Origin of the sequence: Umezawaea endophytica, from assembly GCF_025061645.1 — a bacterium.
Lineage (GTDB): Bacteria > Actinomycetota > Actinomycetes > Mycobacteriales > Pseudonocardiaceae > Umezawaea > Umezawaea endophytica.
Genome location: NZ_JANYMP010000008.1, coordinates 282535 through 295982 on the forward strand (window position 1 = coordinate 282535; position 13448 = coordinate 295982).

The 13448-nt window shown below is 72.3% G+C and carries 9 protein-coding genes; 7 read left to right on the forward strand and 2 right to left on the reverse strand.

The window, feature by feature from the left end; translation table 11 throughout:
* Positions 1-30 precede the first annotated feature (30 nt).
* On the forward strand, positions 31-768 hold the full coding sequence (locus tag NZH93_RS19365) for a glycosyltransferase family 2 protein (protein ID WP_259624513.1): 738 nt from the start codon (positions 31-33) through the stop codon (positions 766-768).
* Positions 765-1661, forward strand: coding sequence for a glycosyltransferase (locus tag NZH93_RS19370; protein WP_259624514.1), 897 nt, complete (start codon positions 765-767; stop codon positions 1659-1661). Before NZH93_RS19365 ends, NZH93_RS19370 begins: the two co-directional genes overlap by 4 nt.
* A 6-nt stretch (positions 1662-1667) precedes the next feature.
* Here the strand turns inward: NZH93_RS19370 and NZH93_RS19375 are convergent, their stop codons facing one another.
* The gene (locus NZH93_RS19375) at positions 1668-5735 is read right to left on the reverse strand and encodes an NACHT and WD repeat domain-containing protein (protein WP_259624515.1); all 4068 of its coding nucleotides are present in this window, start codon (positions 5733-5735) and stop codon (positions 1668-1670) included.
* A gap of 477 nt (positions 5736-6212) precedes the next feature.
* Positions 6213-6791, reverse strand: a complete 579-nt coding sequence (locus tag NZH93_RS19380; RefSeq protein ID WP_259624516.1) for a TetR/AcrR family transcriptional regulator — start codon at positions 6789-6791, stop codon at positions 6213-6215.
* Between the two features lie 123 nt (positions 6792-6914).
* Between NZH93_RS19380 and NZH93_RS19385 the strand changes: the two genes are divergently transcribed.
* From NZH93_RS19385 to NZH93_RS19405, 5 genes are all read left to right on the forward strand, one after another.
* Positions 6915-7736, forward strand: a complete 822-nt coding sequence (locus NZH93_RS19385) for an alpha/beta hydrolase (protein WP_259624517.1) — start codon at positions 6915-6917, stop codon at positions 7734-7736.
* Positions 7737-7820: 84 nt separating this feature from the next.
* A complete protein-coding gene (locus NZH93_RS19390; protein WP_259624518.1) occupies positions 7821-9281 on the forward strand; it encodes an AlkA N-terminal domain-containing protein in 1461 nt (486 codons plus the stop codon).
* A 198-nt stretch (positions 9282-9479) separates the two neighbouring features.
* Positions 9480-11324: a sigma-70 family RNA polymerase sigma factor gene (locus NZH93_RS19395; RefSeq protein WP_259624519.1), complete on the forward strand. Its 1845-nt coding sequence runs from the start codon at positions 9480-9482 to the stop codon at positions 11322-11324.
* A 77-nt stretch (positions 11325-11401) separates the two neighbouring features.
* Positions 11402-12844, forward strand: a complete 1443-nt coding sequence (locus NZH93_RS19400; protein ID WP_259624520.1) for a DUF1996 domain-containing protein — start codon at positions 11402-11404, stop codon at positions 12842-12844.
* Positions 12844-13404 carry a DUF305 domain-containing protein gene (locus tag NZH93_RS19405; protein WP_259624521.1) on the forward strand — a complete coding sequence of 187 codons (561 nt, stop codon included), beginning with the start codon at positions 12844-12846 and terminating at the stop codon, positions 13402-13404. Before NZH93_RS19400 ends, NZH93_RS19405 begins: the two co-directional genes overlap by 1 nt.
* Positions 13405-13448: the final 44 nt, after the last annotated feature.

Consider the following 13448-nt stretch of genomic DNA (forward strand, 5'->3'; position numbering starts at 1 on the left):
AGCCGTGTGCCGTCCAGCCGGAGGAAGCTCATGCCCCTGTTGTCCGTGCTCACCACCGCCCAAGCCGGACGGGCCGGGTTCCTGGTGGAGGCGGGCGAGAGCCTGGCCGCCCAGGAACTGCCCGAGGGCTGGGAGTTCGAGTGGGTCGTCCAGGAGGACGGGCCCGAACCCGCGCTCGCCGACGTGCTCGCGCCGTTCCCGTTCGCCCGCTACTCGGCCAACGGTGAGAAGCTCGGCATCGGCACCACCCGCAACGTCGCGCTGGTCCGCGCGGGCGGCGAACTGGTCCACGTGCTGGACGACGACGACCGGCTGCTGCCGACCGCGTTGGCTTCGGCCATCACCGTCCTGGCCGACCACCCGGAGGTGGCCTGGGTGGCCACGCAGGCCGACGACCTGTTCCAGGGCGACCTGCGCCTGCCGTACCCGCCGTCGCTGACGCCGGGCGTCGTGGACCGCGGCGTCGTCGGCACGTTCGTGCTCGACCACGGCCACACGCCGGTGCTGTGCGTCGGCCTCACCGTCCGCACGGACGCCGTCCGCGCGCTCGGCGGCTGGGTCGCGCTGCCGCGCGGCGAAGACCTGTCACTGGTGGTGGCGCTCAACGAGCTGACGCCGGGTTACCTGCTGCCCGAGGTGACGTACCTGTACCGCAGGCACGCGGACCAGATCACCCGGCAGGCTTCGTGGCCCGCGCTGCACCCGGAGTCGATGACCGCCGTGCGCCAGCGGCTCGCGGCGCTGCGGGCGCTGGCGGCGGGCGCGTGACGCGTCGGGTCGTCGACCCGGTCCTGGGCATCGACCTCGTCGCCGAGCGCACCCTCGACCGGCGCAACGCGACGGTCAGCGTCGTGGTGCCCGCGCACGACGAGCGCGCCACCGTCGCCTCCGTCGTCGCGGACGCCCGCAAGGGGCTCGCGGACCTCGGGGTCGAGGGCGAGGTCGTGGTCAGCGCCAGCGGCTGCCACGACGACACCGCGGAGGTCGCCGCCGCGGCGGGGGCCCGCGTGGTGGAAGCGCCCGTGGGCAAGGGGAACGCCATCACCGCAGGCGTCGCGGCGAGCACCGGCGACGTCGTCTGCCTGGTCGACGGCGACCTGAGCTACTTCGGCGACCGGCCGCTCGTCGCGCTGCTGGTCGAGCCGATCCTCTCCGGCGTCGCCGACGCGACCGTGTCCGACCTGCACTGGCGGCCGATCTACCCGCAGCTCTGGCTCAACGGGTTCTTCCTGCCGCTGGCCGGGCTGCTGTACCCGGACCTGGTCGTCAGGGTCGGCTCGACGCCGTGGTCCGGGCAGCGCGCCGCGGTGCGCGAGCTGTGGCCCGCCGAGCTGCCCGCCGACTTCACCGCCGACCTCGCGCTGCTGCTGCACTGGAACGCGCACGCCCAGTGCCTGCGGCCGGTGCTCGCCGACGACTGGACGAACCCCCAGCGCCCCAAACCGGACCTCGTGGCCACCGAGTTCCGGTTCCTCGTCTCGCACGCCGTGGCGGACGGCCGGATCACCGAGGACCTGGTGCCGGTGCTGGACGAGTGGTTCGAGGGCGCGCACGACCGGATGGCCGACTACCGGCACGGCCACCACGAGCCGCGGCGGTTCGAGCGGTGGTTGCTGCTGGACTCGTTGCGGGAGCTGCGTTCCGGGTTGAGCGGGGCGTAGCCCGCGCTACGGGCAGGGCGGGTCGTAGTCCAACTGCGGCAGGTACTGCCGCCACAGCTCCTCGGTGAGCACGCCCCTGGTGTTGGTGCAGATCCGGGTGATCGCCTGGTTCTCGTCGAGGTCCCACAGCCGGACCGTGGCGTCGCCGCTGGTCGACGCCAGGCTGCGCGCGTCGGGGCTGAACACGATGTCGCTGACGACGGCGTCGTGCCCGGTGAGCGACTGGCCGATCGGCGTCGCGCGGGCCGGGTCGCGCACGTCCCACAGCCGGATCGTCTTGTCGTCGCTGGTGCTCGCCAGCCTGGTCCCGTCCGGGCTGAACGCGACCGCCACCGACGACTCGACGTGCCCGGTGAGCGGCGCGCCGAGCTGCCGGACCCGGCTGCGGTCGCTGATGTCCCACAGCCGGATGGTCTTGTCGTCGCTGGTCGTGGCGAGCGTGCGGCCGTCGGTGGTCATGGCGCCGTCGCGGATCGGCGCGGTGTGGGCGGGCACGACCTGGCCGAGCGGGCGCACCGAGTTCGGGTCGTGCACGTCGTAGAGGCGGATGCCCCGGTCGGCGCTGGCGGTCACCAGCGTCCGACCGTCCGGGGTGAACTCGGCGTACGCGACGTACCCCTCCGCCCCGGTGATCGGGTCGCCGAGCTTCCTCGGCCGTTCGGGATCGGTGATGTCCCAGAGCTGCAACGAGATGTCGTCGTTGCCGGTGAGCAGCGTGCGCCCGTCCGGGCTGAACCCGACGAGCGACGTGTACCGGGTCTGCAACGCCAGCGGCGTCCCGACCGCCCGCGGCCGGGTCGGATCGCTGACGTCCCACAGCCGCACCGTCCTGTCCTCACCGCCGGAGGCGAGCAGCCGCCCGTCGGGGCTGAGGGCGAGCTGCCACACGGCCGCGTCGTGCGCGGCGACGGGCGGCCCCAGCGGACGCGGGGCCGACCGGTCGGAGAGGTCCCACAGCCGGATGGTGCGGTCCTCGCTCGCGGTGATCAGCAGCCGCCCGTCGGCGCTGTAGGTCGGCGCGCTGGTCTGCCCGCTCTGCCCGACCAGCACCGACGGCGGCAGCGACCACAGCCGCACGGTCTGGTCCGCGCTGCCGGTGGCGAGGCTGCGGCCGTCCGGGCTGAACCCGACGGCGAACACCGTGCCGTTGCGGCCGGTCAGCGGTTCGCCGAGCGCCTGGGGCTGGGACGGGTCCGTCACGTTCCACAGCCGGGCGGTGCTGTCCGCGCCGCCGGTGGCCAGCAGCCGCCCGTCCGGGCTGAACGCCACGGTCCAGACGCTGCCCTTGTGGTCGGTGAGCGGACGGCCGAGCAGTTTCGGGTCGGTCGGGTCGGCGACGTTCCACAGCCGCACGGTCCGGTCGTCGCTGCCGGTGGCGAGCGTCCTGCCGTCCGGCGAGAACGCGACCGAGTGGACGGTGGCGTCGTAACCGGTCAGGGTGCCGATCATCGCGGGCGCGGTGAGGTCCGCGACGTTCCACAGCACGATCGTCGCGTCGTCGCCGCCCGCCGCGAACAGCCTGCCCGTCGGGTCCCAGGCGATCGAGCGGACGCGGGCGGTGTGGTTCCCGAGCGGCGCCCCGAGCGGCTTCGGGTGCTCCCGGTCGGTCACGTCCCAGAGCCGGGAGGTCATGTCCTCGTTCGCGGTGGCCAGGGTCTTGCCGTCCGGGGAGAACGCGAGCAGGTAGATCGTGCCGTTGCCGCCCTCCAGCGGAGCGCCCAGCGGTTTCGGGTCGGCGAGGTCCGAGAGGTCCCACAGCCGCACGGTCCCGTCGTCGCCCGCGGAGGCGAGGGTCTTGCCGTCGGGGGAGAACACGGCGGAGCTGACCCAGCTCTTGTGGCCGAGCAGCGGAGCGCCCAGCAGCCGGGGGTTCCGGCGGTCGGCGACGTCCCACAGCCGCACGGAGTTGTCGTAGCTCGCGGTCGCCAGCGTCCGGCTGTCCGGGCTGAACGTCGTCAGGTACACGGCGCCCGTGTGCCCGGTGAGCGGGATGCCCAGCGGTGACGTCTCGGTCGACACGAGCCGCGTGTAGACGTCCAGGTCGTCCGGCCGCATCCGGTGCGCGACCAGGTCGAGCTGCGCGGACAGCGACGGATCGGTGTCCTGCAAGCGGTTCGCGTCCGCGACGATCCCGCGGAACACGGCCTCGTCGCGTTCCCGCACGGCGACCACGGCGGCCGTGACCGCGATCAGGGCGAGCACCACGACCACGGACACGGCGGCGCGGCGCAACCACGTGGACCGCTTGCGCTGCTGGCCCGACACGGCGAGGAAGGCGCTCGCGGTCGCGGTGAGCGAACCGGGCCCGGCCCCGTCGGCCCAGTGCCGCGCGGTCTCCAGCCGAGCGCCGCGGTAGAGCAGCGAGGAGTCCTTGTCCTCCGTTGCCCACGTGCCCGCGTCCTCTTCGAGGCGTTGCCGCAGCAGCGCGCCCTCGCGGTCCTGGTCGACCCACACCCGCAGCCGCGGCCACGCCTGGAGCAGGGCCTCGTGGGTGATCTCGACCGACCCGGCGTCCAGCGTGACGAGCCGGGCCCTGGCCAGCACCTCCAGCGCCTCCTCGGCAGCGGACCGGTTGGCGGCCTGCTCCACCAGTTCGTGCCGGGTCGAGCGCCTGCGGGTGTCCTGGGTGTCGTCGCCGACCCGGACCAGCCGCAGCAGCAACGGGCGCGCGGCCCGCTGCGCCGCGGGGGCGAGGTCGGCCCACGCGCGTTCGGCGGTGGCCGCGACGGCGCCCTGGATGCCGCCCGCGGCGCGGTAGCCGCTGATCGTGAGCTTCCCGCCCTGCCTGCGCTGCCACGTGGCGAGCAGCGCGTGCGACAGCAGCGGCAGCGCGCCCGCGTCGTACGCGCCCTGCCCGCCCTGCGGCCGTCCGCCGCGCACCCCGAGGTCGCGCAGCATCAGCTCGACCAGGCCCGGCTCCAGTTGCAGCCCGGCCGCCTTCGCGGGCCGCGACACCGCTTCGCGCAGCTCGGCTGACGTCATCGGGCCGAGCACCATCTGCCGGTTCTGCAACGCGTCGGCCAGCTCCGGGTAGGCGAGGCAGCGGCCGTAGAAGTCGGCGCGGACGCCGAGCACGACCAGCACCGGCGGCGTGCCACCGGGGACCGTCGGGGTGCACGCGGCGTGCAGCGCCTGCACGAACAACTGGAGCCTGGTCTCGTCGCCGCCGAGCGTGAACGCCTCCTCGAACTGGTCCACGACCAAGACGAGGCGCTCGGCGCCGTGGTCGCGCGCGTAGGCCGCGAACGCCGCCCGGATCTGGGCGGAGAACCGGACGATCCCCATCAGGGTGTGGTTGATGAACGAGTCCAGCCCGGCGGCCACGTCGTGGTCCAGGCCGTCGTGGTCGAGCGCGAGGTCGAGCGCGTCCGACAACTCCGGCACCTGGTGGGCCAATTCCTTGAGCGGGTCGGCGCCCGGCGTCATCAGCACCACCGGCCAAGCCGCGGAACCGTCGACGCCGAGATCGCCGCGAGCGATCGACGGAATCATCCCCGCCCGCATCAGCGACGATTTACCGGCACCGGAAGCGCCGACCAGCATCACGATTCCACTGGTGTCCGCGGCATTGCCCAAACGACTCATCAACGCGGCCGTGCTGCGTTCCCGGCCGAAGAACCACCCGGAATCCTCGGGGCGGAAAGCGGCCAATCCGCGATAAGGGCAAAGACCCGATTCCCCGATGTGGGAATCGTCGTATGAGGAATCGGCGACGCCGACCGGGCTCGCCTGAGCCTCCTCCCACAGCGCCCGCCACGCGGCCATGTCGTAGAGGTCCGGCACCGCGGGTGTCGACCGCACTTTTCGGGCTTCACCGATCAAGATCTCCAGGACCACGGACAGCGCGGCGAAGCGGGCCGGCACGTTGCGACCACGGCGCCAATCGCTGACCCGTTGTGCCGTCGCGCGCACGGGCCGGTCCTTCTCGTCGGTGCGGCGGGCCCGCGTGACCGACTCGGTGACCTTCTTCAGCGGCGGGTCACCCGCCTCCGCGTAGAGCAGGGCGAACCTCTCGGCGAACACCCCGCGCGGTCCAATCGCCGGACCGGAACTGCTCATCCGCTGGCCTGCCATCCGTTGTGGATCCGGACCGGAAAACCCGACGAGTACATGTGATCAGGTCTTTTGTCGGCCGTGGAAACTCTGGGCACTCCAGCCTATCGACTTCCCCTGTCAAGCTGCTCCACGACGTTCCGCCCATCCGTCGGCAGTGCGAAGGAGACCTGATACCAGTGGTTTCGAAGTCGGCCGTCGAATGCGGCGGGTCGTTCTCCGCTGAGGGGTCCTGGGGGTCTTCTCAGCGGGCACGTGCCACGCGACCCGGTCGCTGGCACGGTGCGGCCACCTGACCGGAGGCCGCTCGGTCCTGCGGCGGTCCTACCCACCGCCGACGGAGCTCGGGTGTGCCCGGTGCTCCGGCTCGTCCTGGATTCGCGGACCCGTGGACGGGTCGACATCCCGTTGGCGCGGTTGGCCCGTCTGGCCACCGCGCGGTGAACGCCGGAGTGTCCGCTGTGGGAACCCCCGTGTTCCCGCAGCGGCCCCGGCGACTTATCGGCCGTTCCCGACGACCGCGTCGACCGCGAGCGCGAGGCTGTCGCCGGTCGCTTTCGGGTCGTCCAGATAACCGCCCACCATCGCACCGTCGCGCAGCATGACCACCGCGCGCGCCGCCCGTTCGGGATTGGGATGCCCAATGGCCCGGACGAGTTCGGTAACAGCGTTTATGAACCAGGTGCGGTGCTCCGCCACGACTTCCCGAACGGGGTGCGCGGAGTCCGGGTACTCGGCCGCCGCGTTGATGAACGGGCAGCCGCGGAAACCGGGCCCGCAGATCTGGCCCTCCAGGCCGACGACGAGCAGCCGCAGCGCGTCGGCGGGGTCCTCCGCCGTTCTCGCCGCCTCCCCGACCCGTGCGCGGATGGACCGGTCCTCCTCCTGGAGGTAGGCGCGGACCAGGTCGTCCTTGCCGGGGAAGTAGCGGTAGAAGGTGGCCCGGCTGACGTCCGCCTCGACGATGACCTCGTCGACGCTGATCCCGTTGATCCCCCTGGCGTAGAAGACCCGGCCCGCCGTCTCCAGCAGGCGTTCGCGTGCCGCTGAGCGGCGGCCGGTGGTGCTGGTGCCCATGAGATCAGGATAACAGAACGTTCTGTCTCGTCTTGGCTTGACGACGTGGTCGCGACGGGTCTACCTTCACGTCCAGACGAAACAGAACGTTCTGTTTCATGAAGGTTAACGGGAGCGCCAGCCATGAGTGCCGAAACCATCCGCCCGACCGCGGAAGCCGACACGATCGTCCTGGTCCACGGCCTGTGGATGACCCCGCTGAGCTGGGAGAAGTGGATCGAGCGCTTCGAAGGCCTCGGGTTCACCGTGATCGCCCCGTCGTGGCCCGGCCTCGAGGGCGGCGTCGAAGCCCTCCGCCAGGACCCCTCGCCGCTGGAGGGCCTGGGGATCGAGGAGATCGTCGACCACTACGAGAAGGTCATCCGCGCGCTCGACAAGCCGCCGATCATCATGGGCCACTCGTTCGGCGGCGTGTTCACGCAGTTGCTGCTCGACCGCGGCCTTGGCGTCGCCGGTGTCGCCATCGACTCGGGCCCGGTGAAGGGCGTCCTGCGCCTGCCGCTGTCCACCCTGAAGTCCGCCTCGCCGGTGCTCGCCAACCCCGGCAACGTGAAGCGCGCGGTCCCCCTCACACCCGCCCAGTTCCACTACGCGTTCACCAACTCGCTGACGGAGGCGGAGTCGCGGGAGGTCTACGACCGGTACCACGTCCCGGCTGCGGCCCGCGTGCTCTTCCAGGGCGCCTTCGCGAACTTCAACCCCAAGGCCCCGACGAAGGTCGACTTCACCCGCCGCCGCGCGCCACTGCTGCTCATCGCGGGCGGCGCCGACCACATCGTCCCGCCCGCGCTCAACAAGGAGAACGTCCACCGCTACCGCAAGTCCCCGTCGGTGACGGAGTACGTCGAGTTCCCCGGCCGCACGCACTACACCGTCGGCCAGCCTGGCTGGGAAGAGGTGGCCGACAAGGCCCTGTCCTGGGCAGTGGAACACGCCGGTGAATAATGGAGTGGTTGAAGCTGGGCTCGCGTGACCACCATGTCGTTTTCTCGCGAGCCATGCCCCCTGACCTCGCGCAGACTGGTCGTCATGCACACCGACCGCGAGCGTTGCGTCCGCGCCGTCCAGTCCAAGGACGAGCGGTTCGACGGCTGGTTCTTCCTGGCCGTGGTGACCACCGGGATCTACTGCCGCCCCAGTTGCCCGGTGGTGCCCCCCAAGGTGGAGAACATGGTGTTCCACCCGAGCGCGGCGGCGGCGCAGCAGGCCGGGTTCCGGGCGTGCAAGCGGTGCAGGCCCGACACGTCGCCGGGCTCGCCGCGGTGGAACGAGCGGGCCGACCTGGTCGCGCGGGCGACGCGGCTGATCGGTGACGGGCTGGTCGACCGGGAAGGTGTGCCGGGGCTGGCGGCGCACCTCGGGTACAGCGTCCGGCAGGTCGAGCGGCAGTTGCTGGCCGAACTCGGCGCGGGCCCGCTGGCGCTGGCGCGGGCACAACGGGCCCAGACCGCGCGGCTGCTGATCGAGACCACCGCGCTGCCGATGGGGGACCTGGCGCACGCGTCGGGGTTCGCCAGCGTGCGGACGTTCAACGACACCGTCCGCGAGGTGTACGCGCTGACGCCGAGCGAACTCCGGGCCCGCGCCCGGAAGCCGGGGGAGCAGACGCCGGGCGTGATCTCGCTGCGGCTGCCGTTCCGCCGCCCGCTGTGCCCGGACAACCTGTTCGGCCACCTCGTCGCGACCGGTGTGCCGGGGGTGGAGGAGTGGCGCGACGGCGCGTACCGGCGGACGCTGCGGCTGCCGCACGGGCACGGGATCGCGTCGCTGCGGCCGGGACCGGAGCACGTCGACTGCAAGCTCGCGCTGACCGACCTGCGCGACCTGGCCACGGCCATCAGCCGGTGCCGCTGGCTGCTCGACCTGGACGCCGACCCGGTGGCTGTCGACGACCAGCTCGGCACCGATCCGCTGCTCGCGCCGCTGGTGCTCAAGGACCCCGGCAGGCGGGTGCCGCGCACGACCGACCCGGAGGAGTTCGCGATCCGCGCGGTGCTCGGCCAGCAGGTGTCGACGGCCGCCGCCCGCACGCACGCGGCCCGGCTGGTCGCGGCGCACGGCGAGCCGATCACCGACCGCGACGGCGGCCTGACCCACCTGTTCCCGACCACCGACGCGCTGGCCGAACTGGACCCGGAGTCGCTGGCGATGCCGCGCACCCGCCGGGTCACCCTGCTCGGCCTGGTCGCCGCGCTGCCGGACCTCGACCTGAGCATCGGCGGCGACTGGGAGCGGGCCAGGGCCGAACTCGTGGCGCTGCCCGGCATCGGCCCGTGGACCGTCGAGACGATCGCCATGCGCGCGCTCGGCGACCCGGACGCCTTCGTGGCGACCGACCTCGGCGTGAAGCTCGCGGCCGAATCGCTCGGTCTGCCGACGAAGCCCGCCGACCTGGTCCGCCGGTCGGCGCGGTGGTCGCCGTGGCGCGCCTACGCCGTCCAGCACCTGTGGGCCACCGGCGACCACGCGGTCAACCGGATGCCCGCCTGAGCCTGGGCCAGACCGTTCGGTGCAGCTCAGGGGGCGCCCGCACGGGTTACGGTGGTGGCGTCGAGCGGCCTGGCGAACCGCTGACCGACCGAGCCGCGGGGTCCTCGGGGGAAAAGTCCGCGAGATTTTCTCGTTATCTCCGATCGCCGGGGACATCTCCTGGTCAGAGGACCTGGAAACCCGGCGAGTGAGGTGGGCATGGCGGTACCCGTGGAACCCGGTGTCGTGACGGTGGTGGCCGCACGCGACGGTGACCAGCGCGCCCTGGACGAGCTGGTCGCCGGGTACCTGCCCCTGGTCTACAACATCGTCGGCCACGCGCTGGGCGGTCACGCCGACACCGACGACGTCGTCCAGGAGACGATGCTCCGCGCGGTGAACGGGCTGGGTTCGCTGCGCGACCCGGCCGGGTTCCGGTCGTGGCTCGTGGTGATCGCGATGAACCAGATCCGCGAACGCCACCGCGCCCACCAGCGCGTCCCCGTCACCGGTGAGGTGCCGGAGGACCTGGCCGACCCCGGCGCCGACTTCGTCGACCTGACGATCATGCGGCTCCAGTTGTCCGGCCAGCGCCGCGAGGTCGTCGCCGCGACCCGGTGGCTCAGCGAGGACGAGCGCGAACTGCTGTCGCTGTGGTGGCTGGAGGCGGCCGGTCGGCTGACCCGCACCGAGGTGGCCGACGCGCTGGACCTCACGCCGCAGCACACCGCGGTGCGGGTGCAGCGGGTCAAGGGCCAGCTCGACGCGGCCCGGATCGTGGTGCGGGCGCTGGAGAAGCAGCCGCGCTGCCCCGAGCTGGCGGAGGTCGTCACCGACTGGGACGGCGACCCGAGCGCACTGTGGCGCAAGCGGATCGCCCGCCACACCCGCGGCTGCCGCCGGTGCGAGCGCGTGATGAGCGACCTCGCCGCCGTGGAGGGCCTGATCGCCCGGCTGCCGCTGGTGCCGCTGCCGGCCGCGCTCGCGTTCTCCCAGCCCCTGCTCGCCGCGACCACCACGTCCACCGTCCTCACCCAGGTCGGCACGGCACCGGTCGTCACCGGCAAGGTCGCGCTGTTCCTCCAGGGCGCGCTGGTCAAGCCGATCGCCGCCGCTGCCGCCGCCGTGCTGGCCGCGGGTGTCGCCGTGACCGTCGTGCTGCCGTCGGGCGAGGAGCCCGTGGCGCAGGCCGTGTCTGTGTCCGCCAGCGCCCCGGCCCCCACGAGCCTCCTGCCCGCCGAGGTCGCGCCGCCCGAGACCAGCTCGTCCGCGCCGCCGACCACGACCACGACGACCGCCCCCGCCCCGCCGCCCCCGGCCGAACCCGTGGTGGCGTCGGTGAAGAAGGGCGTCAGCACGTGGAACTTCGACGGCGTGACCAAGGCGCTCGGCGACGTGCGCGCGGGCTGGTACTACACCTGGGGCGCGACGCCCGAGGGTGTCGCGGCGCCGCAGGGCGTGGAGTTCGTCCCGATGATCTGGGGCGAGAAGTCCATGGACCAGGCCAACATCGACCGGGCGAAGGCGAACGGGAAGGTGCTGCTCGGCTTCAACGAGCCGGACTTCCCCGAGCAGGCCAACATGACGCCGGAACGCGCGCTCGACCTGTGGCCGAAGCTCCAGGCCACCGGGCTGCGGCTCGGCGCGCCGAGCGTCGGGCACAGCGGTGACAAGGAAGGCGCCTGGCTCGACCGGTTCATGACCGGCGCGGCCCAGCGCGGACTGCGCGTCGACTTCATCCCGATCCACTGGTACGGCCAGGACTTCAGCGCCGCGGCCGTCGGCCACCTGAAGAACTACGTCGAGGCCGTCCACGCCCGGTACGGCAAACCGGTGTGGCTGACCGAGTACGCGCTCATCGACTTCTCGAGCGGCACGCCGCGCTACCCGAGCCAGCAGGAACTCGCGGCGTTCGCACGTGGTTCCAGCGCGATGCTGGAAGGCCTCCCGTACGTGGAGCGCTACGCCTGGTTCGCCCTCCCCGCGGAGAAGCCCGGCACCGGTCTCTACGCGCCCGGCGGCACCCCCAACCAGGCGGGCGAGGCGTACCGCGACGCGGGCTGAGCCCTGCGCTTTCCCCTCCACACCCCCGAAGTACGTCATTCCTCCGGCATTCCCCCGTGCCTGTCGAAAGGACAGCCATGACCCACGTCCTGCCCCCGTCGAACTTCAAGCGCTGGCGAGTTCGCATCGCCGTGCTCTCCGCCGTGGTCGTCGCGGGTTCGGCGGTGACCGTCAACGCGATCTTCGCCGCGACCGCGCCGCCACCCCCGGACCTGCTGTCCAAGGGCAAGGCCGTGACCGCGTCCTCCATCGAGGGCGGCTCGTTCGCCGCCAACCGCGCCGTCGACGGCGACACCGGCAGCCGCTGGTCCAGCGCGTTCCAGGACCCGCAGTGGATCCAGGTCGACCTCGGCTCCGACGCGACCATCTCCAAGGTCGTGCTGAACTGGGAACGCGCCCACGCCAAGGACTTCACCCTCCAGACGTCCGCCGACGGCGCCAAGTGGGCCACCGTCGCCACCGTCGCGGACAGCAGGGGCGGGGTCGAGACCGTCGACGTCTCCGCGTCCGGCCGGTACGTGAAGCTGCACGCCACCAAGCGGTCCAGCCAGTACGGCGTGTCGCTGTGGGAGTTCGAGGTCTACGGCAAGGCGGGCGCCGTGAGCGGTCCGACCACGCCGCCGGCTCCGACGGGGTCGTCCTCGGCCGCGCAGTCGACGACTGCGGCGCCCACGACCACCACCACGACGACGTCGTCCGCGGCTCCCGGCACCACGACGGGCAGCCCGACGGTCCCGACCCAGAAGCCGATCCCGCCGAACGCCGTGCGCGTGGCGGAGTTCGTCGCGGAGTGCGGGTTCAGCCACCGGCTGCCCGACGACCCGATCGTCTTCCCGAAGCTCGCGGGCGCCTCGCACCTGCACACGTTCTTCGGCAACACCTCGACCGACGCGCACTCCGACACGGACTCGCTGATGGCGGCCGACACCAAGTGCAACCCGGTCGAGGACAAGACCGCCTACTGGACGCCGACCGTGCTGGTCGACGGTCAGCCGGTCGACCCGCCCACGTCGACGTTCTACTACCTCGGCGAGGGCGTGAACGACGAGGTGACCAAGCAGATCCAGCCGATCCCGCCGGGCCTGCGGATCATCGCGGGCAACGCGAAGGCCACCAGCGCCGAGGGCACCAGGACCCGCTGGGACTGCAACGGCGCGAACGTGGCCCCGTCCAGCGACTTCGTGAGCTGCCCCGCGGGAGCGAAGCTCCAGTCCTACCTGGACTTCCCGCAGTGCTGGGACGGCAAGAACCTCGACTCGGCCGACCACAAGTCGCACATGGCCTACCCGGTGCACCCCGGTGTGTGCCCGCCGACGCACCCGGTGCCGCTGCCCAAGATCCGCCAGGTCGTGAACTTCCCGATCTCCGGTGTCGACGCGTCGCGGATCAAGCTCTCCTCGGGTCCCGGCTACACGTACCACATGGACTTCATGAACGGCTGGCCCGCGGCGGAGATGGAGCGGCGGGTGCGCGACTGCATCAACCGCATCGTCAAGTGCGGCCACAACGGGAACCCGTGATGCGGGGGCTCAGCGCGGTGGTCCTGCTCTGCCTGCTGGCCGCGGGATGTGTTGGCACGGCGGAGGAAGCGGGCCCGGCGGGCGTGTCGAGCGCCGTCAGCACCCCGCCGTCCGGTGAGCTGACGCCGACCGACGTGGCGTTCGTCGAACTGGCGATCCCGCAGAACGAGTCCGCGCTGGCCGCCGCCCAGCTCACGCTCAAGCGGTCCGGGTCGAACCCGTCGCTGCTCGCGCTCGCGCAGCAGGTCGACAGCGGCTACCGGGCCGAGTTGGAGCGGCTCAACGGGGTCCTGACCGCCGCGGGCCTGACCAGGAGCGACCAGCACGACGGCCACGACATGCCCGGCATGATCACCGCCCTCGAGCTGGAAGCGCTGGACAAGGCGCAGGGCAAGGCGTTCGACGACCAGATGGGCGCCGCCTTCCGCGCCCACCTCCAGGAATCGCTGACGGTCGCCCAGTCGGAGCTGTCGGCGGGCACGGCCAAGCCCGTGCTGGAACTCGGCGCTGACATCGAGCGCACGCGCACGGAACTCCTGGGACGACTGGGAGCTCCGTAGGGGAAGCCGTGAGCGGTCGGGATTCACCCCTCGACCGCTCACGG

Bases quoted from the DNA above. Each gene is read 5' to 3' on its own strand.
- NZH93_RS19365 (WP_259624513.1), top strand. From the start codon at position 31: ATGCCCCTGTTGTCCGTGCTCACCACCGCCCAAGCCGGACGGGCCGGG.
- NZH93_RS19375 (WP_259624515.1), bottom strand. From the start codon at position 5,735: ATGGCAGGCCAGCGGATGAGCAGTTCCGGTCCGGCGATTGGACCGCGC.
- NZH93_RS19380 (WP_259624516.1), bottom strand. From the start codon at position 6,791: ATGGGCACCAGCACCACCGGCCGCCGCTCAGCGGCACGCGAACGCCTG.
- NZH93_RS19385 (WP_259624517.1), top strand. From the start codon at position 6,915: ATGAGTGCCGAAACCATCCGCCCGACCGCGGAAGCCGACACGATCGTC.
- NZH93_RS19390 (WP_259624518.1), top strand. From the start codon at position 7,821: ATGCACACCGACCGCGAGCGTTGCGTCCGCGCCGTCCAGTCCAAGGAC.
- NZH93_RS19395 (WP_259624519.1), top strand. From the start codon at position 9,480: ATGGCGGTACCCGTGGAACCCGGTGTCGTGACGGTGGTGGCCGCACGC.
- NZH93_RS19400 (WP_259624520.1), top strand. From the start codon at position 11,402: ATGACCCACGTCCTGCCCCCGTCGAACTTCAAGCGCTGGCGAGTTCGC.
- NZH93_RS19405 (WP_259624521.1), top strand. From the start codon at position 12,844: ATGCGGGGGCTCAGCGCGGTGGTCCTGCTCTGCCTGCTGGCCGCGGGA.